Source organism: Duganella sp. Dugasp78 (assembly GCF_059491455.1).
In genome coordinates, this window is sequence record NZ_CP168506.1 from 5106382 (window position 1) to 5132363 (window position 25982).

The following is a 25982-nucleotide window of genomic DNA, read 5'->3' on the forward strand; positions in this document are numbered from 1 at the left end:
AAAGGTGCATAAGATGAACTACCCGGAAGTGAACCAAGTAAACAAGAACCTGTACATCGGTGGCCAATGGCTGGCGGCCGCCGACGGCGCCACCATCGAGGTGCTCAATCCCGCCACCGGGGAAGCGCTGGCCGAAGTGGCCAGTGCGTCGGTGGCCGATGCGTTGGCGGCTGTGGCGGCGGCCGACGCGGCGGGGGCGGGGTGGGCCGCGCAGACGCCGCGCCAGCGCAGCGAGATCCTGCGTCGCGCGTTCGAGCTGATGACGGCGCGGAGCGAGCAGATCGCGCGCCTGATCGTGCTGGAGAGCGGCAAGTCGCTGCCCGAGGCACGAGGCGAGGTGGCGTACGCCGCCGAATTCCTGCGCTGGTATTCCGAGGAGGCGGTGCGCACGGCCGGCGAGCTTGGCATCGCCCCGGTCGGCGCTTATCGCATCATGACGATGCGCCAGCCGATCGGGGTGGCGCTGTTCGTCACGCCGTGGAATTTTCCCGCCGCGATGGCGACCCGTAAGATTGGCCCCGCGTTGGCGGCTGGCTGCACCGTGGTACTGAAGCCAGCCTCGGAGACGCCACTCACCGCCTTGCTGCTGGCGGAGCTGTTCGAACAGGCTGGCGTGCCGCCGGGGGTGATTAATGTGGTGCCGTCGCGGCAGTCCGGCACGGTGGTCAACGCCATGCTGCACGACCGGCGCGTACGCAAGCTGTCGTTCACCGGCTCGACCGAGGTGGGGCGGGTGCTGCTGGCCCAGGCGGCCGACCAGGTGGTCAAGTGCTCGATGGAGCTGGGCGGGAATGCGCCTTTCATCGTGCTGGCCGACGCCGATATCGATGCGGCGGTGGTGGCGGCCATGGTGGCCAAGCTGCGCAACGGCGGCCAGTCCTGCACGGCGGCTAACCGCTTCTACGTGGCGCGGCCGGTCGCCGGCGAATTCGCGGGCAAGCTGGCGCAGGCCATGCAGCAGGTGAAAATGGGCGCGGGGTTGGACGACGGCGTGCAGCTCGGCCCACTGGTAAACGCCAAGACATGCGCCAAAGTCGCGGCGCTGGTGGCCGAGGCGCTGGAAGATGGCGCCAGCTTGCTCACCGGCGGCCAGGCACCGCCGGGGCCGGGCTACTTTTACGAGCCGACGGTGCTGACCGGCGTGCGGCCGGGGAACCGCATACTGGCGCAGGAGATTTTCGGCCCGGTGGCGGCGATCTGCGAATTCGATACCGTCGACGAAGCGGTCGCGCTGGCGAACGATACCGAATTCGGCCTGGTCTCCTTTGTCCACAGCCGCGACCTGGGCACGGCGTTGGCCGTCGCGGGGCGCATCGAGTCGGGCATGGTCGGCATCAACCGGGGCATGGTGTCCGAGCCGGCGGCCCCATTCGGCGGCTGGAAGCAGAGCGGCGTCGGCCGCGAGGGCGGCCATGACGGCATACTGGAATACCTGGAGACGAAGTACATCGCCGCCAGCTGGTAGGACGGCTTACTTGCCAGGGTCCTTCTGGTTGGTGAACTGATCGAATTCGACGTTATAGAATTCGTTGCCGACCTTTTCGACCTTGCGCACGTAAACCGTCTGCACGATATCGTGGGTTTGCGGATCGATGCTGATCGGTCCGCGCGGGCTGTTGAGCTGCATGGTCTTCAGGATGGCCATGGCTTGGTCGCCGTCGATCTTGCCGTTCAATTTGCGCGTCACTTCATAAATCGCCGCCATGCCGTCATACGCCGCCACTGCCATGAAGTTGGCGCGGCCCGCATCTGGATTGGCCGCCGCAAAACTTTTCAGGAAGGCGGCGTTCTCCGGCGACTTGTGGGCGGCCGAGTAGTGGAAGGTGGTGATCACGCCCAGCGTGGCGTCGCCCATGGCCGGCAGCACGTGGTCGTCCGTAAGGTCGCCGGTCGCGATGACCTTGATGCCCGCAGCCGCCAGGCCGCGCTCGCGGTAGCCCTTCATGAAGGCGATACCTTGCTCGCCGGCCGGAACGAAGATGAACACCGCGTCCGGCTTGGCATCCTTGATGCGTTGGATGTAGGGTGCGAATTCCGGATTGCGCAGCGGGACGCGGATCGCTTCCGTCACCGCGCCGCCGCCTTTGACCAGCTCATTCCTGAAGGCCGTTTCGGCGTCGATGCCGGGGCCGTAGTCCGCCACCAGCGTGACCACTTTTTTAATATTGTTCTTCGCCGCCCACGTCGCCATCGGCGCGGAGACCTGCGGCAGCGTCATCGAAAAGCGCGCGATGTAGTTGGACTTGGTGGTGATGACCGAGGTGGCGGCGTTCATGACGATCATCGGCTTCTTGGCCTGCTCGGCGATGGGGGCAACGGCCAGCGCTTCCGGCGTCAGGCCGAAGCCGGCCAGGAAGTCGACCTTGTCGCGCACCACCAGTTCCTGCGCCAGCCGCTTGGCGATTTCGGGCGACGGGCCGGTGGTGTCCTTGTAGATGATCTCGATCTTCTTGCCCGCCACCGTGGCGCCGTTCTGCGCCATCCAGGCCTTGATGCCGCCTTCCATCTGCTTGCCGTAGTCGGCGAAGGGGCCGGAGAAGGCCGCGATTACGCCGACCTTGATGGTGTCTTCGGCCTGCGCCAATGGCATCGCGGACCACGCGCCGGTGGCGAGTGTCGCAATTGCTACAATTTTTTTTAGGGTCATGCTGGTCTCCCGTGTTGTTCTGTTTTCTCTATGAAGAAGGGCGCGGCGCACCGTGTGCCGGCGGCGACGGCTTCAATTCTGCCATGTTGCGTTTATTGACAGCGCAGCGCTTCATGCATAGTATCTAATCTATGTGCGATTAACAACCTATTGTTCGATGATCGCACATCTCGAAAATAAATAACTGTCAAATAACAGGAGACTGGAATGAAGAACGCAATCCGATGCGCTGCGGCGCTGCTGGCTGGGGTCAGCGCATCCGGCGCCATGGCGCAAAGCAGTGTCACGGTGTACGGCCTTGTCGATACGGGTCTGGTTTATACGACCAACGCCAACGCCGCCGGCGCCAGCATCACCAAGATGCCGTCGCTGACCGGTTCCTTCCCTTCGCGCCTGGGCTTCCGCGGCGCGGAGGATCTGGGTGACGGCTTGCAGGCCGTGTTCACGCTGGAGATGGGTTTGTCGATGGACACCGGCACCATGGGCCAGGGCAACCGCCTGTTCGGCCGCCAGGCTTCGGTGGGATTGAAGGGCGCCTTCGGCACGGTGACGCTGGGCCGCCAGATCAACATGACGTATCTGGCGGGGATCAAAGCCGACGTGCTGGGACCTAACCTGTTCGCGATCGGCAGCATCGATCCCTATCTGCCGAACGCGCGCAGCGACAACGCCATCGGCTACCTGGGCAACTTCAATAACTTCGTGGTCGGTGCCACCTACAGCACCGGGCGCGATGCGTCGGCCGCGGGCGGACCTGCCGCCACCGGCTGCCCCGGCGAAGTGGCGGGTAACTCCAAGGCCTGCCGCCAGATCACCGGCCTGCTGGGCTACGAGACGCCGGAGTATGGCCTGAACACTTCCTACGACATCATGTACGGTAACGTCGGCGCGGCCGGCGGCCTGACGAGCAGCGATAACAGCGACAAGCGCATCACCGTCAACGCTTATGCCAAGGTGGGTGCGGCCAAGATCGGCGGCGGTATCGTCGACCGCACCACGCGTGCGGTCACCGGTCTGACCGAATCGGATCTGTACTTCCTGGGTGTGAGCTATCCGGTTACGCCGCTGTCCACGCTGGATGTGCAGGTGGCGCGCCGCGACACCAAGAACAGCGCTTCCGACGTCAATATGGCGGTGGCCCGCCTGACCTACTACCTGTCGAAGCGCACCGCCGTGTACGGAGCGCTGGGCCGCATGAAGAATTCCGGCGCGTCGGCTGTGGCGCTGGATGCCGGCGGCACCGTGGGCGCGGGCTTGACACAGAACGGCGTCATGGCCGGCCTGCGCCACAGTTTCTAAAGAAGGCGTTTCAAAATGAGCGTGGCTAGGCGCGGCGCCGAAGACAGTGCGCTAGCACGGCAAGGCGCCGCAACGACGCCACGGTCATTTTGAACGGCTTCAAGGTAGCAGTATCGAGAGTTCCTGGGCCCCGCGCAATAGCACGGGCAGGAACTCTTTTTCCAACTGTTTGACGCTGACGCGCGACGCTTGCGCTCCAACGTTCAACGCCGCCAGCACCGTTCCGGATGCGCCGCGCACCGGCACCGCGACGGAGCGCAATCCCAGTTCCAGTTCCTCATCGTTGATGGCGTAGCCGGCCTGGCGTACGCCGGCCAGGATCTCGCGCAGACGCTTCTGGTTGACCACCGTGTTTTCCGTCATCGGCCGCAGCGCGGTGCGGGCCAGGTACTGGTCCAGCTCCGCCGGCGGCAGGTGCGCCAGCATCACGCGGCCCAGTGAGGTGCAGTAGGCGGGCAGGCGGCTACCGGTGTTCAGCGCCACCGACATCACACGCGAAGTGGCGGCGCGCGCCACGTAGAGCACCTCATCGTCGTCCAGCACCGCCAGCGAACTCGATTCGTTCAGCGCGCGGCTGATGTTGTTCAGGTAGGGCTGGGCCGACACCGTCAGCGGCGTCGACGACAGGTAGGAATAACCCAGCGTCAGCACCTTGGGACGCAGCGAAAAATTGTTCAGCTCCGCATCCACATACCCCAGCTCGCGCAGCGTGTGCAGGCAGCGCCGCACGGCGGCGCGCGGGATGCCGGTTTTCTGGCTGATGTTGGCGATGGTCTGCGGCTTGCGCGAATCGCTGAAGGCGCGCACCACGGCCAGGCCGCGCGCCAGCGAGGTCATGAAACTTGGATCGGTCAGTGCGTCGATCTGCTCGGAGATGCTTGGTTCGTGCTCCGGCTCGGCCGCAGCGACGGTTTTGGGTTTGGTGGTCTTGGACATGGCGTGATTTTAATGCAGTAGGCAAGTTCGATAGGTGTTTTTTTGTTGACCGTGGCGCGCATACGTTGCTACACTGGCTGTGCGGTAATCAATCATTAGTTCGATTATCGCACAATGAACTTAAAAAGGCAGGCATATGATTGATAAAACATTTGCATCACTGGAGCGCGCCGTGGCTGACATCCACGACGGCGCGACGGTCATGATCGGTGGCTTCGGCAATGCCGGCATGCCGTCTGCGCTGATCGACGCGCTGATCGCGCAGGGCGCGCGCGACCTCACCATCGTCAACAACAACGCCGGCAACGGCGAAACGGGGCTGGCCGCGCTGCTCAAGGCCAAGCGGGTGCGCAAGATCATCTGCTCTTTCCCGCGCCAGGCCGACTCCCATCATTTCGACGCGCTGTACCGCGCCGGCGAGATCGAGCTGGAACTGACTCCGCAAGGCAACCTGGCGGAGCGCATCCGCGCCGCCGGCGCCGGCATCGGCGGTTTTTTCTCGCCGACCGGCTACGGCACGCTGCTCGCCGAAGGCAAGGAAACGCGCCTGATCGACGGCCGCCACTATGTGCTGGAGTCGCCGATCCACGCCGACTTCGCGTTGATCAAGGCGCTGCGCGGCGACCGCTGGGGCAACCTGGTGTACCGCAAGACCGCCCGCAACTTCGGCCCGATCATGGCGATGGCGGCCAAGACCACCATCGCCCAGGTGCAGCAGGTGGTGGCGTTGGGTGAGCTCGACCCGGAAGCGATCATCACCCCCGGCATCTTTGTCCAGCGCGTAGTGAAGGAGGCGGCATGACGAACAAATATACCCGCGACCAGATGGCGGCCCGCGTGGCGCAGGATATTCCCGAAGGCGCCTACGTCAATCTGGGCATCGGCCTGCCGACCAAGGTGGCCGATCACCTGCCGGCCGAACGTGAAGTGTTCCTGCACAGCGAGAACGGCCTGTTGGGCATGGGCCCGGCGCCCGCACCGGGCGAGGAAGACGAAGACCTGATCAACGCCGGCAAGCAGCCGGTCACGCTGCTGACGGGCGGCGCCTACTTCCATCATGGCGATTCCTTCGCCATGATGCGCGGCGGCCATCTGGACGTGTGCGTGCTGGGCGCCTTCCAGGTGGCGGCCAACGGCGACCTGGCCAACTGGCATACCGGTGCGCCGGATGCGATACCGGCCGTCGGCGGCGCCATGGACCTGGCGATCGGCGCCAAGCAGGTGTTCGTCATGATGGAGCACCAGACCAAGACCGGTGAAAGCAAGATCGTCGGCCAGTGCAGCTATCCGCTGACGGGCGTGGCCTGCGTCAACCGCATCTACACCGACCTGGCCGTGCTGGACGTGACGCCGGCCGGGCTGGCGGTGCGCGAGATGGCGCCGGGATTGACTTTTGAAGAGCTGCAGGCCGTCACTGGCGCGCCTTTGCTGCCGCTGAAATAATGGGAGATAACATGAACGAAGCATATATCTGCGACGCCGTGCGCACACCGATCGGCCGTTACGGCGGCGCGTTGAAGGACGTGCGCGCCGACGATCTGGGCGCCGTGCCGCTGCGTGAACTGATGCGCCGCAATCCCGGCGTGCAGTGGGAACAGGTGGATGACGTGATCTATGGCTGCGCCAACCAGGCCGGCGAGGACAATCGCAACGTGGCGCGGATGTCGCTGTTGCTGGCCGGGCTGCCACAGGAGGTGCCGGGTTCCACCGTGAACCGCCTGTGCGGCTCCGGCATGGACGCCATTGGCACGGCGGCGCGCGCGATCCAGGCGGGCGACGCCTGCCTGATGATCGCCGGCGGCGTGGAGTCGATGACGCGCGCGCCTTTCGTCATGGGCAAACCGGATGCGGCGTTCTCGCGCAATGCGTCCTTGCAGGACACGACGATGGGCTGGCGCTTCATCAACAAGGCGCTGAAGGAAGCCTACGGCGTTGAGACCATGCCGGAGACGGCCGAAAACGTCGCCCAGGACTATGGCGTCAGCCGTGCCGACCAGGATGCGTTTGCGCTGGCAAGCCAGAACAAGACCGCCATCGCCATCGCCGAAGGCATCTTCGCGCGCGAGATCGTGCCGGTGTCGCTGCCGCAAAAGAAAAGTGATCCTTTGGTGTTCGCTCAGGACGAGCATCCGCGCGCCACCACCATCGAGGCGCTGGCTAAGCTGAAAGGCGTGGTGCGGCCTGACGGCAGCGTCACCGCCGGTAATGCCTCCGGCATCAACGACGGCGCCTGCGCGCTGCTGATCGCCAGCGGCGAGGCGGCTGGACGCCACGGCCTGAAGCCGCTGGCACGCATCGTCGGCATGGCGACGGCTGGCGTGGCGCCGCGCGTGATGGGCATAGGCCCGGTGCCTGCTGTGCAAAAGCTGTTGCGCCAAACCGGTCTGACGCTGGAGCAGATGGATGTCATCGAGCTGAATGAAGCCTTCGCCGCGCAGGGCCTGGCCGTGTTGCGCGAGCTTGGCCTGCGCGACGACGATGCGCGCATCAATCCCAACGGCGGCGCCATCGCGCTGGGCCATCCGCTGGGCATGAGCGGCGCACGCCTGGTGACCACCGCGACCTATCAGCTGCACCGCAGCGGCGGCCGCTACGCGCTGTGCACCATGTGCATTGGCGTGGGGCAGGGCATTGCGATGATTATCGAAAGAGTGTGATTCAATGTAGTGCGTAGAGAAGTAGCGGAGACAAAAAAATGAATAAACAAAATCAAACGAGGGGGCGGATATGCTAGCCAATTTCGCCGGCGTGCTGTTCGACGGCATCGCCTACGGCAGCCTGCTGTTCCTCATCAGTGTCGGCCTGTCGGTCACGATGGGCATGATGAACTTCATTAACCTGGCCCATGGTGCCTTTGCCATGTTGGGCGGCTATGTCAGCGTGACGGTGTTGTCGCGGCTCGGCGTGCCATTCCTGGCTTCGTTGCCGCTGGCCTTCCTGGCTTCCGCAGCGGCGGGGCTGGTGCTGGAGCGGCTGCTGTACCGCCGCCTGTACCGCGCCAGCCATCTGGATCAGGTGCTGTTCTCGATCGGACTGACTTTCATGTCGGTGGCCGGTGCGACCTGGTTGTTCGGTCCTTCGCAGCAGCCGGTGACGCTGCCGGACTGGCTGCGCGGCCAGGTATCGCTGCTGGGCCTTGAGGTTGGCGCCTATCGCTTGTTCCTGATCGGCGTGGTGGTGCTGGTCACGCTGGCATTGGGGCTGCTGATCGAGCGCACCCGTTTCGGCGCGCAGATCCGCGCGTCGGTGGACAACCAAACCGCGTCCGCAGGCCTGGGCATCAATGTCGGGCTGGTGTTCAGCCTGACCTTCGCGCTGGGCTCCGGCCTGGCTGGCCTGGGCGGTGGGTTGGGCATCGACGTGTTGGGCCTGGACCCGACCTTCCCGATCAAATATATGGTCTACTTCCTGCTGGTGGTCGCCGTTGGCGGTGCAGGCACCATCAAAGGGCCGCTGCTGGCGGCGCTGATACTGGGCGTGTTCGACGTGGCGGGTAAATACTACGTGCCGCAGATCGGCGCCTTCGTCATCTACGGCTTGATGGTGGTGCTGCTGATCCTGTTCCCGGCAGGCCTGATCAGGAGGAAAGCATGAACGCCTTCACCGATGCTGAAGTCAAACCGGCGCCAGTCGCCGTTAATAAGGTGCAGAGCATGACGTCACTCCGTTTGCCCGACGACCGCTGGTCGCCGCTGGAAATCGCCTTCTGGCTGCTGCCGGTGGCTGCGTATTTCGCCTTCCCCGGCTATCTGGTCCTGATCAGCCAGATCATGATTGTCGGCCTGTTCGCGCTGTCGCTGGACCTGATGCTGGGCTACGCCGGCATCGTCTCGCTGGGCCACGCCGCCTTCTTCGGTTTGGGCGCCTACACCGCCGGGCTGTTGTCGGTGCACGGCTGGAGCGAGCCGTTTAGCGGCCTGCTGGCCGGCGCCGTGGTGGCAGGTTTGTTCGGATTCCTCGTGTCCTTCCTGGTGGTGCGCGGCCAGGACTTGACGCGTCTGATGGTCACGCTGGGCATAGGCCTGATGCTGTTCGAGGCGGCCAACAAAGCCTCCTTCCTCACGGGCGGCGTGGACGGCTTGTCGGGCATGGTGGTCGGTAAATTGTTCGGTACCTTTGAATTCGATTTGAACGGCAACGTGGCTTACTGCTACAGCTTTGCCGTGCTGTTCATCGTGTTCGTGGTGCTGCGCCGGGTGGTGAAATCGCCGTTCGGCTTGAGCCTGATCGGCATCCGCGAGGGCGTGCGCCGCATGCCTGCGCTGGGTGTGGACGTCAACCGCCGCCTGGTGGCTGTGTTCACGCTGGCCGCCACGGTGGCCGGCCTGGCTGGTGCCTTGCTGGCGCAGACCACGCAGTTCGTCGGCTTGGATTCGCTGGGCTTCCCGCGCTCGGCCGAGCTGCTGATCATGCTGGTGCTGGGCGGGACGGGCCGGCTGTACGGCGCGCTGGTCGGCGCCGCCGTGTTCATGCTGGCGCAGGATTACATCGCCGGCCTCAATCCGGCCTACTGGCAGTTTTATATCGGCCTGCTGCTGATGGTGATCGTGCTGTTCGCGCGCGGCGGCATCCTCGGCGGCCTGGAAAAATTGGCGTCGCGTTTCAAACGGAAGGAGCAGGGATGAGCCAGGACATTACACTGCGCACGGAAGGCCTGACCAAGCGCTGGGGGCCGTTCGTCGCCAACAGCGATGTGAGCCTGACCTTTGAACCAGGGGCGCGCCACGCGCTGATCGGCCCCAATGGCGCCGGCAAGACCACCTTCATCAACCTGCTGACGGGCGGCTTCATGCCCAGCAGCGGCAAGGTCTACCTGGGCAGCGAAGACATCACGCACCTGCCGCAGCACCAGCGGGTACGGCGCGGCATGACGCGCACCTTCCAGCTCAACACCCTGTTCGCCGGCATGACCGTGCTGGAATCGGTGGCGCTGGCGATCTGCGAGCGACGCGGCCTGCAATCGGTCTGGTACAAGACGGTCGCCAGGCATGCCGACGTGATCGACGAGGCGATGGCTTTGCTGGCCACGCTCAAGCTGACCGACCAGGCCAACAGCGTCACGCGCAGCATGGCTTACGGTAAGCAGCGGCTGGTGGAAATCGCACTGGCGCTGGCCACCAAGCCGCGCATCCTGCTGCTGGACGAACCGGCCGCCGGCATCCCGCAGGCGGAGAGCAAGGAACTGTTCGAAGTGCTGGCGCAGCTGCCGCGCGACGTCACGGTGCTCTTCATCGAACACGATATGGGGCTGGTGTTCCGCTTCGCAGACCGCATCACGGTGCTGGTCGGTGGCAAAGTGCTGACCGAGGGTACGCCGGCGGAAATCGCGGCCGACCCGCGCGTCAAGGAAGTCTATCTGGGGGAGGCCGAACATGGCTGAATTACTGGCGCTCGATAAAGTCACCGCCGGCTATGGCGAGTCTATCGTATTGGAAGACGTATCGTTCACGCTGAACGAGGGCGATAGCCTGGCGCTGTTGGGCCGCAACGGCGTCGGCAAAACCAGCTTGCTGGTGACGCTGATGGGATTGACGCGCCTGCACGGCGGCGGCATCCGCTGGGCCGGCGAGAATATCGCGCGCATGCCCACGCACCGGCGCTCGCGCGCTGGCCTGGGCTGGGTGCCGCAGGAACGGCATATGTTCCCGTCGCTGACGGTGGAGGAGCATCTGACGGTGGTGGCGCGGCCTGGCCGCTGGAACCTGCAAAAGATTTACGAGATCTTCCCGCGCCTGCATGAACGCCGCACCAACATGGGCAACCAGTTGTCCGGTGGCGAGCAGCAGATGGTGGCGATCTCCCGCGCGCTGATGACCAACCCGCGCATCCTGCTGCTGGATGAACCGATGGAGGGACTGGCGCCCATCATCGTGCAGGAGCTGGTGCGGGTGATACGCCGGCTGGTGCAGGAGGAGGGCATGTCGGTGATCGTGGTGGAGCAGCACGCGCGGCTGGCGCTATCGCTGACCCAGCGCGCCATTGTGCTGGACCGCGGCCGAGTCGTGCACGACTCGGACAGCGCCAGCCTGCTGGCCGACGGCGACAAGCTCGATCGCCTGGTCGCCGTGGCCTGAGGCGGTTTATTTAGGCTTGTAGATGCCGGCGCCGACGGTGTATTTATCCTCGGCCTGGCGGATATAGGAGGTTTTGTCCTCCAGTGCCTTGGTGACGGGATTGACCCAGACGTAATCGACCCAGCCGGGTTTCTTCGACTGGGCCACGTCCCGCATCTCCTGCACGAACTTCTTGCCGTTGGCGTCCTTCAGCTGAGACATATCTTTGCCGTTCATCTTGGGCGTCGCTGCATGGCAGACCATCATCATCTGCGCGTCCTGCACGAATACATACAGGTCGCCCTGCATAAAGCCGCCCTTCGGGTCGGCGAAGTCTTTGCATGCCTGTTCTATCCCTTTTTTCTGGATGTTCGCCACGGCCTTGTCGACCAGGGCGATGGCGTCGGCCTTGGTGCCGGTTTGAGCGAGAACGGGCAGGGCGGGAACAAGCAGCATGGCGGTCAGGCCGGCGATAGCGTAGCGTTTCATTGGGTCTCCTCTTTTGATGATAGTGGCTTTCATGTATGCCGCTATCAGCTTACCTCGCGCGCGGCCGGCGTGCTATCTGCAAGTGGTGCGCGGCTTTGCTCGTTGTTTTCCTGCACAAGCTTGGTCAGCAATGCCATGAACTGCAGCTGCTCCGCGCTGTTCAGCGGCGCCAGCAAACGACGCCGCAAACGCTGGGAACCGGGTATCAGGTCGCTCAGCAGCTGCTCGCCGGCGCCCGTGATGGTGAGGGAGCGCTGGCGGCGATTGGTGGGAATTACGGTCCGCGTCAGCAGTCCCTTTTCCTCCAGCCGCGCGCAGACGGTGGCGCCGGTCGAGGTGTCGATCCCGCTGATGGCCGACAGCGATACCTGGTCGATGCCGGCGTGGCTTTCCAGGTTGCGCAGCATCGCGTACTGCACGGGCGTGAGCTCTTCGCCCATCTCGTCGTAAAAAATCGACACCGAGATTTGTTGGGCGCGACGCAGCAAGTGGCCGGGGTGTTCGTACAGGTTGATCAATTTGCTCTCTGTGTCTGGCATGTCGTGGCCTCTGCGGTTGTTGCTGTTGCGGTGCAAGGTAAAAAGAATTTGTTTGGGCCGTTTACTTTGCTGATTTACGGTCTATACTTTACAACATTCAGTGTACTGAATATAAACTGAAAATCGAACAAGGAGACGAGATGTACCCAAAAAATACCTGGTACGTGGCCTGCACGCCTGATGAAATCGAAGGCAAGCCGCTGGGGCGCCAGATCTGCGGCGAAAAGATCGTGTTTTATCGCGGCGCGGAGGGCAAGGTGGCGGCGGTCGAGGATTTTTGTCCGCATCGCGGCGCGCCGCTGTCGTTGGGCTTCGTCCGCGACGGCCAGCTGGTATGCGGCTATCACGGCCTGGAGATGGGCTGCGACGGTAAGGTGATCAGCATGCCGGGCCAGCGCGTACGCGGCTTCCCTTGCATCCGCAGCTATCCGGTGGAGGAGCGCTACGGCTTTATCTGGGTCTGGACCGGCGACCGCGAGCTGGCCGATCCGGCGCTGATCCATCATCTGGAGTGGGCGGACAATCCCGCCTGGGCCTACGGCGGCGGCCTGTATCACATCAATTGCGAATACCGCCTGATGATCGACAACCTGATGGACCTGACGCACGAGACCTATGTGCACGCGTCGAGCATCGGCCAGAAGGAGATCGATGAAGCACCGGTCAGTACGCGGGTCGAAGGCGAAGAGGTGATCACCAGCCGCTACATGGAGAACATCATGGCGCCGCCGTTCTGGCGCGCGGCCTTGCGTGGCAACGGCCTGGCGGACGACGTGCCGGTGGACCGCTGGCAGATCTGCCGCTTCACGGCGCCCAGCCATGTGATGATCGAAGTCGGCGTGGCGCATGCGGGCAAGGGCGGCTACGACGCCGCGCCAGAGCACAAGGCGTCGAGCATCGTGGTCGATTTCATCACGCCGGAAAGCGAGACTTCTCACTGGTACTTCTGGGGCATGGCGCGCAATTTCAAGCCGGAGGACAAGGAGCTGACAGACACCATACGCACCGGTCAGGGAAAGATCTTCGGCGAGGACCGGGAAATGCTGGAGCTACAGCAGGCCAACATCCTGCGTCATCCTGAACGCAAGCTGCTGATGCTGAATATCGACGCCGGCGGCGTGCAGTCGCGCCGTGTGCTGGATCAGTGGCTGGAGAAGGAGCAGCGGGTATGAGTACGGAGCTGCTGCAAGTACGGGTGGAGCGCCGTCATGCCGAGGCCGAGGATATCTGCACCTATGAGCTGGTCAGCGCCGATGGTTCGCCGCTGCCGCCTTTCACGGCGGGCGCGCATATCGACGTCCACGTTGGAGATGGCCTGGTGCGGCAGTACTCGCTCTGCAATCCGCCGCAGGAACGGCACCGCTACCTGATCGGCGTGCTGCGCGATCCGTCCTCGCGCGGCGGCTCCAAGGCCATGCACGACGAAGTGCGGGCCGGCGCCACGCTGCACATCAGCGCGCCCAAGAACCACTTCCCACTGGTCGACGCCGAACGCAGCCTGCTGCTGGCGGGTGGCATCGGCGTCACGCCCATCCTCGCGATGGCGGAAACCTTATCGGCCAGCGGCGCGCCGTTCGAGATGCACTACTGCGCACGCTCGCCCGAGCGCACCGCGTTCCGCCAGCGCATTGCCGACGCGCCGTTCGCGCAGCAGGTGCACTTCCATTACGACAGCGGTGACGCCGCACAGAAGCTCGACCTGGCCGACCTGCTGACGCAACTGGACCGCAAGACCCACATCTACCTGTGCGGGCCGGCCGGATTCATCGACCACGTCAAGGCCACGGCCAAGGCACAGCAATGGCCGCAGGAGCAACTGCACCTCGAATACTTCGGCGCCGCTGCCGCGCCAGCCGCAGGCGGCGACCAGCCATTCGAGGTGAAGCTGGCGTCCAGCGGTAAGATGTACACCATTCCCGCCGACAGCACCGTGCTGCGCGTGCTGACCGAGGCCGGCGTGTTCATTCCAGCTTCCTGCGAGCAGGGTGTGTGCGGCACCTGCCTGACGCGCGTGCTGGACGGCGTGCCGGATCACCGCGACCTGTACCTGGACGAATCGGAACAAGCCGCCAACGACCAGTTCACCCCTTGTTGTTCACGTTCCAAATCCGGCACGCTGCTGCTGGACCTATAAAAAAGGAGACACCATGCCAGGTTATATCAATCACCAACGCCGTCAGTTGTTGCTGGGCGCCGCCGCCTTGTCGGCCGGGGTTCTGCCCAACGTCGCCTCGGCCGCCAGCGAGCCGTTGAAGGTCGGCCTGATCGTGCCGATGTCCGGCCCGTTCGCTTCCACCGGCCGCCAGATCGATGCGGCGGTCAAGCTGTACATGCGGCAGAACGGCGCCAGCGTCGCCGGCCGCCAGATCGAGATTCTTCTGAAGGACGATGGCGGTGTGTCGCCGGACGTGACCAAGCGATTGGCGCAGGAGCTGGTGGCGCGCGACAAGGTGCAGGTGCTGGCCGGTTTTGGCCTGACGCCGCTGGCTTTCGCCGCCGCGCCGGTCGCCACCCAGGCCAAGGTGCCGATGATCGTGATGGCCGCCGCCGCGTCGGCGGTGCCGCAACGTTCCCCGTACATCGTGCGCACCGGCTTCACGCTGGCGCAGGTGACGGCGCCGATGGCGCAATGGGCTGCCAAGAACAAGATCAAGAATGCGGTGACTTTGGTCAGTGATTACGGCCCGGGGCTGGATGCGGAGAAGGTGTTCGTCAAGGGCTTGCTCGAAGGTGGCGGCAAGGTGGTCGACAGCCTGCGCGCGCCGCTGCGCAACCCGGACTATGCGCCGTTCCTGGCGCGGGTGCGGGACCTGAAGCCGGATGCGTTGTTCGTGTTCGTGCCGTCGGGTGAGGGCGCGGCGGTGCTCAAGCAGTTCACCGAGCGCGGCCTGGCCGCCGCCGGCATACGGCTGATCTGCACCGGCGATGTGCTGGACGACGATCTGATGGCCAGCATCGGCCCGGCCGCAGCGGGTGTGGTCAGCAGCCACCATTATTCGGCGGCCCATCCGTCGGCCGAGAACAAGGCGTATGTCGAAGCCTTCGGCAAGGCCAACCAGGGCATGCGGCCCAACTTCCACTCGGTCGGCGCCTATGACGGTATGCACCTGCTGTACCAGGCCCTCAAGCAGACCAACGGCGACAGCGACGGCGACAAGCTGCTGGCGGCGATGAAGGGCATGGCGTGGACCAGCGTGCGCGGCCCGGTCAGCATCGATGCCGCCAGCCGCGACATCGTGCAGACCGTGTACATCCGCAAGGCCGAAGCCAGCGCCGGCTCTTACTTCAACATCGAGTTCGACCAGACCGACAAGGTGCGTGATCCTGGCGTGTAGCGGCAGGCCTACAAACCGGCGATGAAGCTGGCGACGGCCGACGCGAACAGCGCCGGCTGTTCGACCGCGCCCAGGTGCGACGCGTTGGGCAGCACGAGCAGCGCGGCGCCCTGGATGGCTTGTTGTATGGCCTCCGACATGCTGACCGGCGTGCCCTGGTCCAGCTCACCGGCGACGACCAGCGTCGGTACGACGATGGCACCCAGCCGTTCCGTGGTGGCTATCGTGCCGACCGCGTTGCAGCAACCGATATAGCCGGTGCTGTCTGTGCTGAGCAGGCGGCGGCGGAAGCGTGCCACTGTGGCCGCGTGCTCGGCGCGGAACGCATCATGGAAGTAGCGTCCCATCACGGCGTCTGCGATCGCCGCGATGCCTTGTTCACGCACGGTGACTATGCGCTGCTGCCAGGCTTCGCGGGCAGCCTCCGGGTAGCGCGAGGTCGTGTTGCTCAGCACCAGAGCGCGCACCAGCGATGGGTGGCGCAGCGCCAGTTCCTGGCCCACCATGCCGCCCATTGACAGGCCGATCCACACCACTGGTCCGGTATCGAGTTCGCGCAGCAGGGCGGCAGCATCGTCGGCCAGGTCGGCCATGCTGTACAGGCCTTGCGGCGCGGCCGAGCTTCCATGGCCGCGATGGTCGTAAGCGATCACGCGGCAGTCCGCAGCCAGTTGATTGGCCAGGCCGTCCCACATCGTCAGGTCGCAGCCGAGCGCGTGGCTCAGCACCACGGTGTGTCGCGGAGCCTTGCCGTTGCGCGGTTCGCGCACCGTGTAGTGCAGCGCGGGCTGGCCGGCGCTGCGGCCTTCGCGGCCGATTCCGGGATGGCAGGCGGTGGCTGGCGCCACCGGTTCCAGCGTGTAGCCGATCTGCGGCCCCACTTCGCGCAGGATCGCCTGCGCATGCGCGAAGGCGGTATTGGCGGCCGGTACGCCTGCATAGATCGCGGACTGGATCAGCACTTCCTTCAGTTCGTCCGGCGACAAACAGTTCGCGGCATCGCCCATCAGCGCGGCGCGGGTGTGCAGCTCGAATTCTTCCCAGCGGCCTAGCGCGATGGTGGTGGCGAGCACCATTGCCCGGCGCGTCTTCTGCTCCAGGCCAGGGCGGCCCCAGATTTCGTTCCATGCAAAACGCGTGATCAGGTTCTGGAACTCCGCGTTGAAGCTGTTGGCATTGGCGAGGGATTTCTCCACCCAGGCGTCGCCCAGGATGGCGCGGCGGTTGTTCAGTCCACGTTCGAAGTCGTGGTCGATCGGATCGAAGCTCATGCGGGTGTCCTGTGATGGAATGGGGTGGAATTCAGTGCGGCGATGTCTTTGCGCAGGCCTGGTAACTGCTGTTCCGCCAGGCGCCGTGCCGTGCCGGCGGCGGTGGCGGGATCGAACAGCGATGCCAGTGCGGCCAGATCGACCCGCTGGCTCAGTTGTTCGTCGGCCCGCACCGCATCTGCCAGCAGGTCGGCAAGTTGGTGGCCGCCGGCCAGCGCTTCGGCGCTCATCTTTTCCAGCAGATCGTGGGCCGCCGGGCGGCCGATGGCGCCCGCCAGCCAGGCCGATGCCGCTTCGGCGAACACCAGTCCCTGCAAGGCGTCGATATTGCGCAGCATGCGCGCGGGATCGACATGCAGGCCGGCGAAGGCGTCGTTCAAGGCCTGCAAGGCGCCGTGCGCGCCGAGGAACAGGCCTGGCCATTCGGCGAGTTCGGCTTGCCAGTTACCGAGGCCGCGTTCATGCTGCTGTCCCATGCTGGCCAGCAGCGCCGCGGCGTGCTGCGGCGCGCGCGTGGCGGCGGCGAGTGCGATCATGGCCGATACCGGATTGCGCTTGTGCGGCATGGCGGAAGAACCGCCACGTCCATTGCCGGACGGTTCGGCCAGTTCGGCGATCTCGCCTTGCGCCATCAGGCTGATGTCGGTGGCGATCTTGCCCATGCTGCCGGTCAGTACCGCCACTTCCAATCCCAGCCGCACCCACTCGTCGCGCTGCGTGTGCCAGGCCGCATCCGCCAGTTTGAGGCCCAGGTCGGCGGCCACCAGTGCCGCCACGGCCTTGCCTTGTTCGCCCATCACGGCAAGCGTGCCGACCGCGCCGCCCAGCTGCAGTTGCAGCGCGCGCGCAGCGCACTCGCGCAGGCGTGCGCGCGACCGCACCAGCGGCGCCAGCCAGCCGGCGATCTTGAAACCGAAGCTGCTCACCTGCGCCGGCTGCATCAGCGTGCGCGCCAGCACCGGCGTCGCCACATGCTGGTCCGCCAGTTGCAGCAGATGTCCGGTCAGGTCGTGCAGGCCATCGTCCAGCAGTTGCAGCGCGTCGCGCGTGGCCAGCACCATGGCGGTGTCGATCACGTCCTGGCTGGTGCTGCCCCAATGGACGCGCGCGGCCGCTTCGGCATCGTACAGCGCCACGGTACGCGTCAGCTCACGCACCAGTGGAATGGCCAGGCTACCGGCGCGCCGGCCAGCGCTGACGATGGCCGGGATGTCGTACAGTTGCGCGTTGCAGACGCCGGCGATGGCCCGTGCCGACTCCGGCGGCAGCATGCCTTGCCGGGCCTGGGCCTCCGCCAAGGCCTGCTCGAAGCGCAGCATGGCCTGCACGATCGCGGCGTCGTCGAAGACGGCGATCATGTCCGGCGTGGTGAGAAAACTGTCGAAGATGGATACGCTCAAGAGAACTCCGCTGGCAGGTCAGGCATAGTCGAAGAATACGGTCTCTTTTTCGGACTGCATCCAGATGTCCCAATGATAGACCCCCGGCGCGGTCTTGCGGGCGATCAGTGTGGGGCGGCGCGCGGCCGGCACTTGCTCCAGTATCGGCGATGAGGCCAGTCCGCTGTCGTCTTCCAGGAACACGGCGGTGAACTGGTGCTTGACCAGGCCGCGCGCGAACACGGTGATGAAGGTGGCCGGCGTGCCGCTGGCCGGAGCCGCGCATTGCGACAGCCGCAGGCTGAATTCCCCCTGTTCGCCGCTGGGCACGCGGCGGAAGCCCGGCAGCGCCTGCGCCGCCTCCGCGCCTGCGGCCTCCGGTTGCCAGGCTTCGATCTGGGCGTCGTTGATCGGAGTGCCGTCGCCGTCGTAGATCGTGCCGCTGATGGTGATGGTGGGAGCGGTAGTTTCCAGCTGGCCGGCGGCGCTGGCGTCGACCGCCCACTGCCAGGCTGCGTGCGAGAAGGGACCGATGGTCTGCGATGTGGTGATGTGGCTCATGCCGTTAGCTCCTTTAAATGCCCATGGGCGTGGCGTCGCGGCCGCGCAGCACGATATCGAATTCATAGCCCAGCATCTTGTCGCTGTCGGTGTACTCCAGGCTATAGCGGGAAACCAGGCGCTGGCGCGCGGCCAGGTCCGGGATGCTCTGGAAGATCGGATCGTAGTCGAACAGCGGATCGTTGGGGAAGTACATCTGCGTGACGAGGCGCTGCGCATACACGTTGCCGAACAGGGAGAAGTGGATGTGCGCCGGGCGCCAGGCCTTGTCGTGATTACCCCATGGGTAAGGACCCGGCTTGATGGTGACGAAACGGTAGCGGCCATCGTCGTCGGTCATCATCTTGCCTATGCCGTAGAAATTCGGATCGAGCGGCGCGTCGTGCTGGTCCTTCTTGTGCCAATAGCGGCCGGCCGCATTGCACTGCCAGACTTCCAGCAGCGAATTGCGTACCGGCTTGCCGTCTTCGTCCACCACGCGGCCGGTGACAACGATCTTCTCGCCCAGCGGCGCACCGTGGCCGTGGGCCGTCAGGTCCATATCGTTCGGCAGCAGGATGCGCGGCGAGGCGATCACATTGTCCTGCACCGGCTGGTCGGCGCGGATGCGCAGCAGCGGCTGGGTGGGACCGCGCTTGAGCGTGGATTTGTAGGGCGGGTAGATCAGTTCCGGATAGACGCCGGAAGGAATGGCATCGAATTTCAAGGCTGGCCTCCTGATGGTTGTTGTAGTTTGCGTGGAAACCATAGTAGGCAAGGCCGGGCCGCGTCACAATACGCCGAAGTCGTGTGATATTCGCTATCCGCACATTTTGTGCGATACTCGCACAAATGACTCAATTTCCTCTTTATGACCGCTGAAAACGACCCTCCAGCCCAGCGTGACATGGTGGCCGGCCTGGAAAAAGGCCTGCTGGTGATCGCCGCCTTCGACCAGGAGCGCAGCCGCCTGAGCATCGCCGAGGTGGCCGAGCGCACCGGCCTGACGCGGGCGGCGGCGCGCCGCTACCTGATCACGCTCACGCACCTGGGCTATATGCGGCACGAGAACAAGCTGTTCGCCTTGACGCCCATGGTGCTGCGGCTTGGCCAGTCCTACCTGCATTCGGCGCGTCTGCCGCGCATCGTGCAGCCCTTGTTATACCGGCTGGCCTACGCGCTGGGCGAGGCGGCATCGGTGGGCGTGCTCGATCACGACCAGCTGGTGTGCGTGGCCGCCGTCAGCGCCGGGCAGCTGGTGTCGGTCACGCTGCAGCCGGGCACCCGCGTGCCGGCTTACTGCACCGCCAATGGCCGCATGCTGCTGGCACACCTGCCGCAGCCGCAGATCGATGCCTTCCTGGCGCGCGCACAGCCGGAGCGGATCACCGAGCACACCATCGTCGGCAAGGAGCGCCTGGCGCTGGAGATCGCCCGCGCCCGCGCGCAAGGCTACGCGCTGGTGGACCAGGAGTTGGAACTGGGCCTGCGCACCATCGCCGTACCGCTGAAGAATTTCCGCGGCGAGGTGGTGGCGGCGATGAATATCAGCGTGCACGCCGGCCGCATGCCGCGCGAGCAGATGGTGGAGCGCTGCCTGCCGGCGCTGATCAAGATACAGGTGGAGCTGAGCGCCTTGTTGTAGGGAGGCTGGCGCTCAACTGCCGCGGAAGTCCTTGGGCGTCAGGCCCATGCGCTTCTTGAACAGGCGGCTGAAGTAGGCCGGGTCCTGGAATCCCAGCTCGTAGGCGATGCTGGCGATGCTGGCCGGAAGATAGGTCAGCTTGCGGCAGGCTTCCAGCATCAGCCGGTCCTGGGCGATGTCGAACGCCGATTTGCCCGACAGTTTGAGGCACAGGCGATTGAGCCGCGTCGGCGTGGCCCTTAACGCTTCGGCATACTGGCCGACCTGCCATTGTTCCTTGTACCGCCGCTCCACCTCGGCGCGGAAGCGGCTGAACAACTCGAAATCGCTGCGACCCGACTGGTCGGCCAGGCGCCGTTCCGCCTGCAGGCGCACCAGCAGCAGCAAGGCGCTGCGCGCCAGCCACTCCAGCATCAGCGTGTGGCCATACTGCGGCCAGGCCGCCTCCGTCAGCAGGTTTTGCAGCAGCGATTCCAGGCGCGCATGCAGCTCCGGCTGGCCGGACAGGTCGATCGCCAGCGGTTCCACAAACAGAGATGAATACAGATCGCCGTGGCCGGCGTACATCACGTTCTGGTCCACCGTCAGCACATAGCCGTGCGCCTCGGCCGAGAAGTCGAAGCCGTGCACCACCGATGGGTGGATGGTGATGACGGTCGGTGCGCTGCACTCCCAGACGGCGCCGTCGACGCTGGCGCTCACCTCGCCGCCGTAGAGGAAAAGTACCTGAAACAGGCCGCTGTGGGTGTGCTTGTCGATATGCCAATGATGCACCCGGCTGCGGGTTTCGATTAGCTCGATATGTACGAATTCGGCGTTTTCTCCCCGTGCTTGCTCGCCGTACAGGCCAAATTGAGGGACATCTGGTAGTGCTGGTCGGGCGGTGCGGGACATGGCGGGGCGTGCCGTTTAAAAGAATGGAGTGTCGAAATAGTACAAGTTTTATGAAGTTTCATCCATTTTTTTTGGCGCGCTCCGGCGCTACGATGACTACACATTAACACCATAACGGAGACATCATGCGTACCCAGGTAGCCATCATCGGCGCCGGCCCAGCGGGCCTGCTGCTATCCCATCTGCTGCATCTGAACGGCATCGAATCGATTGTGCTGGAATCGCGCAGCCAGGCGGACATCGAGGCGACCATCCGCGCCGGCGTGCTGGAACAAGGCACCATGGACATCCTGAACAACGCCGGCGTGGGTGCCCGCATGCGGGCCGAGGGTGCGCTGCACCACGGCATAGAGCTGGCGTTCGGCGGCCGACGCCACCGGATCGACCTGACCGAACTGACTGGCAAATCTATTACCGTCTATCCGCAGCATGAGGTGATCAAGGACCTGGTGGCGGCGCGGCTGGCGGCGCAGGGGCAGTTGCTGTTCGAAGTCAGCGGCGTGGAGCTGCATGGTGTCGATACCGCCAGCCCGTCGGTCGGCTTCGTCCATCGTGGCGAGGCGGCGCGCATCGAAGCCGATTTCGTCATCGGTTGCGACGGCTTTCACGGCGTCACGCGGCCGGCGATGCCGGGGCAGGGGCGGCAGGACTATCAGCGCAATTACGGCTTCGGATGGTTCGGCGTGCTGGTGGAGTCGGCGCCATCGTCCGATGAGCTGATCTACGCGCGGCACGAACGCGGCTTCGCGCTGGTCAGCACGCGCACGCCGACCGTGCAGCGCCTGTACTTCCAGTGCGATCCGGCAGACCACGTCGACAACTGGTCGGACGACCGCATCTGGGCCGAGCTGCACGCGCGGCTGGAGAACAACGACGGCTGGCGCGTCAACGAAGGCCGCATCTTCCAGAAGAATATCATCGGCATGCGCAGCTTCGTGTCGACGCCGATGCAGTCGGGCCGCCTGTTCCTCGCGGGCGACGCGGCGCACATCGTACCGCCGACCGGCGCCAAGGGCATGAACCTGGCCGTGTCGGACGTGGCACTGCTGGCCCAGGGGCTGGAGCAGTTCTACCGCCAGGGCAGCGAGGAGCGGCTGCAGGGCTACACGGCGGCGGCCTTGAAGCGCGTCTGGCGCGCCGAATACTTCTCGTGGTGGATGACCAGCCTGTTGCACACCTTTGCCGACGCTACGCCGTTCAAGCGCGAGGTGCAGCGCGCCGAACTGGAATGCGTGGTCAGCTCGCGGGCGATGGCGACGGCGCTGGCGGAGAACTACGTCGGCGCATTCTGAGGGGCGCGCTCTATTCGTGCGAAAATGCCGGGGTTAATAGTCGCTTAATGAAGGTTGCCATACACTGCGACCTTCACTCACTTCGGCACACTGCAATGAAAACTACGATATCGAGCGCGCTGCTGTCCCTTGGCCTGCTGCTGGCGGCACCCATGCAGGCTGCCCACGCGGCCGATTACGGCGTACGACAGACCTGGACGCTGGACCAGGCGGGCCGCTGGGACTATCTTGAAGTCGACCCGGTGCGTCATCGCCTGTTCATCACACGAGGCGATCGCGTGCAGGTGCTCGATCTGCCGTCGGGCAAAGTGGCCGGCCAGATCAGCGGTTTGGATCGCGCACACGGCGTGGCCTTCGCGCAGAAGCTCAACCTGGGCTTTGCCAGCAGCGGCGGCAGCAACAGCATCGTCGTCTTCGATCTGGCGACGCTGCAAACCCGCCAGGAAGTGAAGGTGTCGGGCGCCAATCCCGACGCCATCCTGTTCGACGAAGGCAGCGGCAAGCTGTACGCCTTCAACGGAAAAACCAACAATATCTCGGTGTTCGACGCCGCCACGATGGCGCTGAAGGCGACCATCGCCGTCGGCGGCAAGCCGGAATTCGCCGTCACCGACGGCAAGCGCATTTACGTCAACATCGAGGACAAGGGCGAGATCGCGGTGATCGACATCGCCGGCGACCGCCAGCTCGCGCGCTGGCCCTTGAGCGGCTGCGAGGAACCGACCGGCCTGGCGCTCGACATCGCGCACCAGCGTCTGTTCTCGGCGTGCCAGAATGGCGTGCTGGCCATTACCGACGCCAGCACCGGCAAGGCTGTGGCGCGCGCCGCCATCGGCCAGCATTCGGATGCGGTGGTCTTCGATGCTGCCAGCGCCACCGTGTTTTCGTCCAACGGCGACGGCACGCTCAGCGTCATCCATCAGGACGATGCCGACCACTATGCCAAGGCAGTGACGGTGCGCACCGAGAAGGGCGCGCGCACCATGGCCATGGACCATGAGAGCGGCAGCCTGTATCTGCCGACCGTGGTCGACAAACACTTCACGGTCATCGTGGCCAAGCCCTGAGCAGACTGACCATGCGCCTGTTACTGGTGGAAGACGATCCCATGATCGGCGAAAGCATGCTCGAAGCGCTGCGCGGCGAGCGGTATGCGGTCGATTGGGTGCGCGATGGCGTGGCGGCCGAGCTGTCGATGCGCCAGGATATCTACGACTTGCTGGTACTGGATCTGGGCCTGCCGCAGCGGCAGGGCATGGATGTGCTGCGACGCCTGCGCGCGCAGGGCGCGCAAACACCGGTGCTGATCGTCACCGCGCGCGATGCCACGGCGTCACGCGTGGAGGGTCTTGACGCCGGTGCCGATGATTACCTGGTCAAGCCCTTCGACCTGGACGAACTGCTGGCCCGCATCCGCGCCGTGCTGCGCCGGCGCGGCGGCCATCTTCATTCGCTGGTCACGCATGGCGCGTTGAGCGTCAACCTGGCCGCGCACGAGGCCACGTTCAACGGCGTGGCGCTGCATCTGTCATCGCGTGAATTCGCCTTGTTGCGCGCCTTGCTCGATGTGCCGGGCAGTGTGGTTTCCAAGGCCCAGCTGGAGGAAAAAATTTACGGCTGGGGCGAGGAAATCGAGAGCAACGCCATCGACGTCTACATCCACCATCTGCGCAAGAAGTTGGGCAGCGATTTTATCAAGAACGTGCGTGGCGTCGGCTATAAATTGGCCAGCGTGGCATGAAGTCGATCCGCGCGCGCCTGCTGGCGGGGCTGATGTTTGGCACGTTGTGTTTCACGCTGGTCGCCGGATTGATGGTCTACCAGCGCGCCGATCATGAGGCCGACGAACAGTCCGACCTGCGTCTGCGCCAGGTGGCATGGGCGTTGCCGCCGCATCTGGGCGATGGCGTGCAGCTGCCCGAAGACGATGACGAGGACGACGCGGTGCTGGTTCAGGTATGGGACCGCGCCGGCCGGCCCGCGTATGTATCGGAACCGTCGCAGGCATTGCCGCGGCAGACCATGGCGGGTTACATCACCATCACTTACCGGGGAGAGCGCTGGCGGGTGTACAGCGAATCGCGGACGGACTACCACATGCAGATCGCGCAGCCGGTCGCGATACGCGAACGCATCGCGGCCCGTATGGCGCTGCGCATCGTGCCGCCTTTGCTGGTGCTGCTGCCTGCGCTGGCGGCACTGATCTGGATCGTGGTGGGCATGGCGTTGCGGCCGCTGGAGCAGGTGGCGCAGGCCGTGCGCGGCCGCTCACCGGGCGTGTTGCAACCGCTGGAGACTGGCGGCATGCCACCCGAACTGCTACCTATTGTGGTCGCGCTGAACGGCTTGCTGGAAAAGATAGAGAGCGCGATGACGGCGCAGCGCAGCTTCATCGCCGATGCGGCGCACGAATTGCGCTCGCCGCTCACCGCGCTCAAATTGCAGCTGCAATTGGCCGAGCGGGCCGCCAGCGAGGAACAGCGCGACATCGCCTTCCAACGCTTGCATGAGCGACTGGACCGTTCCACCCATCTGGTTCACCAGTTGTTGACATTGGCCCGTCACGAACAGCACCAGGCGCTGCCTGCGCCGGTGCCGGTTGATGTCCTGGCGCTGGCGCGGCAGGTGGTCGCCGATCACAGCATCCTTGCCGAAAATCGCGGAATCGATTTGGGCGTGGCGGGCAGCGACGAGCCGCTGTGGGTGCCGGTCCATCCGGAAGCCGTGTCGGTCATGCTCAGCAACCTGGTCGACAATGCGGTGCGCTACACGCAGCCGGGCGGGCAGGTGGACGTCACGGCCGGCGTGGAGCGTGGACGGCCATATTTGCGGGTGTCCGATAACGGTCCCGGTGTGCCGGAGGCGGAGCGCGGCCGCCTGTTCGACCGCTTCTATCGCCCGGACGGCAATGCCGTCTGGGGCTGCGGCCTGGGGCTCTCCATCGTCAGGAATGTCGTCGATGGCCATGGTGCCGAGATCGAGTTATCCGGCAACGGCGCGGCAGGCCTGGTGGTAAGCGTTTATTTTTCGGCGGTTTGATATTTTAACGAGGACAGGGAAATGCCTACGATACGACAACTGCACCGTTACCTCGGTGTCTTCTTCACACCGGCCATTGTGTTCTTTGCCTTTTCAGGCGCATTGCAAACCTTCGATCTGCACAAGGGGCCGCATCGCGGCGATCCGCCGACCTATCCCTGGATAGCGGCGATGGCGTCGCTGCATCAGGACCAGGAATTGGCCAAGCCGCACGTCAGCAAGCCGGTGCAGGCCGTGCCAGCCGCGCCAGTCGCAAGGGCCGAGCCGGAACATGAGGCCGCGCAGCCGGAGGAGCACTCCAGCATGCCATTGAAGCTGTTCGTGCTGGCGTTGGCGATAGGCTTGTGCGCGTCGTCGCTGGCAGGGCTGTACATCGCCTTCAGCAATCCACGGGTGCGCCTCCCGGTCGGCCTGACGCTGGCCGCCGGCATGCTGCTGCCGGCTATTTTGCTTCTGGCTTGACGAGACAGAACGTCATTCCCGCCTGCGCGGGAACGACAATTTGGTTTTTCGAAGTGCCATCAAGGGAACCTCGAATAACCGAGATTTCGTCATTCCCGCGCAGGCGGGAATCCATGCGGCGCCTCCAATCATGCGGCTTATGGATTCCCGCTTTCGCGGGAA

27 protein-coding genes are annotated in these 25982 nt (G+C 64.7%); 18 read left to right on the plus strand and 9 right to left on the minus strand.

Translation table 11 applies throughout. The features are described from left to right. Positions 1-13 precede the first annotated feature (13 nt). Positions 14-1465: an NAD-dependent succinate-semialdehyde dehydrogenase gene (locus ACEN9O_RS22650; protein ID WP_495614059.1), complete on the plus strand. Its 1452-nt coding sequence runs from the start codon at positions 14-16 to the stop codon at positions 1463-1465. A gap of 6 nt (positions 1466-1471) precedes the next feature. Here ACEN9O_RS22650 and ACEN9O_RS22655 read toward each other — a convergent pair whose 3' ends face one another. Next, entirely contained in the window at positions 1472-2647 is a 1176-nt protein-coding gene (locus ACEN9O_RS22655; RefSeq protein WP_495614060.1) for an ABC transporter substrate-binding protein, read from the minus strand. 207 nt (positions 2648-2854) lie between these two features. Between ACEN9O_RS22655 and ACEN9O_RS22660 the strand changes: the two genes are divergently transcribed. After that, positions 2855-3946: a porin gene (locus tag ACEN9O_RS22660; RefSeq protein ID WP_495614061.1), complete on the plus strand. Its 1092-nt coding sequence runs from the start codon at positions 2855-2857 to the stop codon at positions 3944-3946. 99 nt (positions 3947-4045) lie between these two features. Here the strand turns inward: ACEN9O_RS22660 and ACEN9O_RS22665 are convergent, their stop codons facing one another. Continuing rightward, positions 4046-4882, minus strand: coding sequence for an IclR family transcriptional regulator domain-containing protein (locus ACEN9O_RS22665; protein ID WP_495614062.1), 837 nt, complete (start codon positions 4880-4882; stop codon positions 4046-4048). Positions 4883-5018: 136 nt separating this feature from the next. Between ACEN9O_RS22665 and ACEN9O_RS22670 the strand changes: the two genes are divergently transcribed. The 7 genes from ACEN9O_RS22670 (at position 5019) to ACEN9O_RS22700 (ending at position 10956) form a co-directional block, all read left to right on the plus strand. Then, positions 5019-5684, plus strand: coding sequence for a 3-oxoacid CoA-transferase subunit A (locus ACEN9O_RS22670; RefSeq protein ID WP_445233060.1), 666 nt, complete (start codon positions 5019-5021; stop codon positions 5682-5684). Next, a complete protein-coding gene (locus ACEN9O_RS22675; RefSeq protein WP_495614063.1) occupies positions 5681-6325 on the plus strand; it encodes a CoA transferase subunit B in 645 nt (214 codons plus the stop codon). The genes ACEN9O_RS22670 and ACEN9O_RS22675 overlap by 4 nt, the downstream gene beginning before the upstream one ends. A gap of 11 nt (positions 6326-6336) precedes the next feature. Continuing rightward, positions 6337-7539 (plus strand): 3-oxoadipyl-CoA thiolase, encoded by a 1203-nt coding sequence (gene pcaF, locus ACEN9O_RS22680; protein WP_495614064.1) that lies wholly within the window; start codon positions 6337-6339, stop codon positions 7537-7539. 70 nt (positions 7540-7609) lie between these two features. Continuing rightward, the gene (locus tag ACEN9O_RS22685; protein ID WP_332851717.1) at positions 7610-8476 is read left to right on the plus strand and encodes a branched-chain amino acid ABC transporter permease; all 867 of its coding nucleotides are present in this window, start codon (positions 7610-7612) and stop codon (positions 8474-8476) included. A 59-nt stretch (positions 8477-8535) separates the two neighbouring features. Next, entirely contained in the window at positions 8536-9507 is a 972-nt protein-coding gene (locus tag ACEN9O_RS22690) for a branched-chain amino acid ABC transporter permease (protein ID WP_495618522.1), read from the plus strand. Then, complete coding sequence (locus ACEN9O_RS22695) at positions 9504-10262, plus strand: ABC transporter ATP-binding protein (RefSeq protein ID WP_495614065.1); 759 nt, start codon at positions 9504-9506, stop codon at positions 10260-10262. The genes ACEN9O_RS22690 and ACEN9O_RS22695 overlap by 4 nt, the downstream gene beginning before the upstream one ends. Further along, a complete protein-coding gene (locus ACEN9O_RS22700; protein WP_495614066.1) occupies positions 10255-10956 on the plus strand; it encodes an ABC transporter ATP-binding protein in 702 nt (233 codons plus the stop codon). Before ACEN9O_RS22695 ends, ACEN9O_RS22700 begins: the two co-directional genes overlap by 8 nt. Before the next feature lie 6 nt (positions 10957-10962). Here the strand turns inward: ACEN9O_RS22700 and ACEN9O_RS22705 are convergent, their stop codons facing one another. Both ACEN9O_RS22705 and ACEN9O_RS22710 read right to left on the minus strand, forming a co-directional pair. Then, positions 10963-11424: a cache domain-containing protein gene (locus tag ACEN9O_RS22705; protein ID WP_495614067.1), complete on the minus strand. Its 462-nt coding sequence runs from the start codon at positions 11422-11424 to the stop codon at positions 10963-10965. Between the two features lie 44 nt (positions 11425-11468). After that, positions 11469-11963: a MarR family winged helix-turn-helix transcriptional regulator gene (locus ACEN9O_RS22710; RefSeq protein ID WP_495614068.1), complete on the minus strand. Its 495-nt coding sequence runs from the start codon at positions 11961-11963 to the stop codon at positions 11469-11471. 140 nt (positions 11964-12103) lie between these two features. On the opposite strand from ACEN9O_RS22710, the gene ACEN9O_RS22715 reads away from it, so the two are divergent. From ACEN9O_RS22715 to ACEN9O_RS22725, 3 genes are read left to right on the plus strand one after another with little or no spacing between them, the layout of a single operon-like run. After that, positions 12104-13135 carry an aromatic ring-hydroxylating dioxygenase subunit alpha gene (locus tag ACEN9O_RS22715; protein ID WP_495614069.1) on the plus strand — a complete coding sequence of 344 codons (1032 nt, stop codon included), beginning with the start codon at positions 12104-12106 and terminating at the stop codon, positions 13133-13135. Then, positions 13132-14097 carry a PDR/VanB family oxidoreductase gene (locus ACEN9O_RS22720; protein ID WP_495614070.1) on the plus strand — a complete coding sequence of 322 codons (966 nt, stop codon included), beginning with the start codon at positions 13132-13134 and terminating at the stop codon, positions 14095-14097. The genes ACEN9O_RS22715 and ACEN9O_RS22720 overlap by 4 nt, the downstream gene beginning before the upstream one ends. 13 nt (positions 14098-14110) lie before the next feature. Then, positions 14111-15298, plus strand: coding sequence for an ABC transporter substrate-binding protein (locus ACEN9O_RS22725; protein ID WP_495614071.1), 1188 nt, complete (start codon positions 14111-14113; stop codon positions 15296-15298). An 8-nt stretch (positions 15299-15306) separates the two neighbouring features. On the opposite strand, the gene pcaCD is transcribed toward ACEN9O_RS22725, so the two are convergent. The 4 genes from pcaCD to pcaH are packed head-to-tail and all read right to left on the minus strand — an operon-like array spanning position 15307 to position 19215. After that, positions 15307-16569 carry a bifunctional 4-carboxymuconolactone decarboxylase/3-oxoadipate enol-lactonase PcaCD gene (gene pcaCD / locus ACEN9O_RS22730; RefSeq protein ID WP_495614072.1) on the minus strand — a complete coding sequence of 421 codons (1263 nt, stop codon included), beginning with the start codon at positions 16567-16569 and terminating at the stop codon, positions 15307-15309. Continuing rightward, entirely contained in the window at positions 16566-17969 is a 1404-nt protein-coding gene (gene pcaB, locus ACEN9O_RS22735; RefSeq protein WP_495614073.1) for a 3-carboxy-cis,cis-muconate cycloisomerase, read from the minus strand. Before pcaB ends, pcaCD begins: the two co-directional genes overlap by 4 nt. Positions 17970-17987: 18 nt before the next feature. Further along, on the minus strand, positions 17988-18509 hold the full coding sequence (locus tag ACEN9O_RS22740; RefSeq protein ID WP_495614074.1) for a peptidase associated/transthyretin-like domain-containing protein: 522 nt from the start codon (positions 18507-18509) through the stop codon (positions 17988-17990). Between the two features lie 13 nt (positions 18510-18522). Further along, positions 18523-19215, minus strand: a complete 693-nt coding sequence (pcaH, locus tag ACEN9O_RS22745; protein WP_495614075.1) for a protocatechuate 3,4-dioxygenase subunit beta — start codon at positions 19213-19215, stop codon at positions 18523-18525. 144 nt (positions 19216-19359) lie between these two features. Between pcaH and ACEN9O_RS22750 the strand changes: the two genes are divergently transcribed. After that, positions 19360-20133: an IclR family transcriptional regulator domain-containing protein gene (locus ACEN9O_RS22750; RefSeq protein ID WP_495614076.1), complete on the plus strand. Its 774-nt coding sequence runs from the start codon at positions 19360-19362 to the stop codon at positions 20131-20133. Positions 20134-20145: 12 nt separating this feature from the next. Here the strand turns inward: ACEN9O_RS22750 and ACEN9O_RS22755 are convergent, their stop codons facing one another. After that, entirely contained in the window at positions 20146-21027 is an 882-nt protein-coding gene (locus tag ACEN9O_RS22755) for a helix-turn-helix domain-containing protein (RefSeq protein WP_495614077.1), read from the minus strand. 125 nt (positions 21028-21152) lie between these two features. On the opposite strand from ACEN9O_RS22755, the gene ACEN9O_RS22760 reads away from it, so the two are divergent. The 5 genes from ACEN9O_RS22760 (at position 21153) to ACEN9O_RS22780 (ending at position 25820) form a co-directional block, all read left to right on the plus strand. Continuing rightward, the gene (locus ACEN9O_RS22760) at positions 21153-22319 is read left to right on the plus strand and encodes a 4-hydroxybenzoate 3-monooxygenase (protein ID WP_495614078.1); all 1167 of its coding nucleotides are present in this window, start codon (positions 21153-21155) and stop codon (positions 22317-22319) included. Positions 22320-22414: 95 nt separating this feature from the next. Then, entirely contained in the window at positions 22415-23386 is a 972-nt protein-coding gene (locus ACEN9O_RS22765; RefSeq protein WP_495614079.1) for a hypothetical protein, read from the plus strand. A gap of 11 nt (positions 23387-23397) precedes the next feature. Then, positions 23398-24060 carry a response regulator gene (locus ACEN9O_RS22770; RefSeq protein WP_495614080.1) on the plus strand — a complete coding sequence of 221 codons (663 nt, stop codon included), beginning with the start codon at positions 23398-23400 and terminating at the stop codon, positions 24058-24060. Then, complete coding sequence (locus ACEN9O_RS22775; protein ID WP_495614081.1) at positions 24057-25358, plus strand: ATP-binding protein; 1302 nt, start codon at positions 24057-24059, stop codon at positions 25356-25358. The genes ACEN9O_RS22770 and ACEN9O_RS22775 overlap by 4 nt, the downstream gene beginning before the upstream one ends. A 21-nt stretch (positions 25359-25379) precedes the next feature. Then, positions 25380-25820 (plus strand): hypothetical protein, encoded by a 441-nt coding sequence (locus ACEN9O_RS22780; RefSeq protein ID WP_495614082.1) that lies wholly within the window; start codon positions 25380-25382, stop codon positions 25818-25820. Positions 25821-25982: the final 162 nt, after the last annotated feature.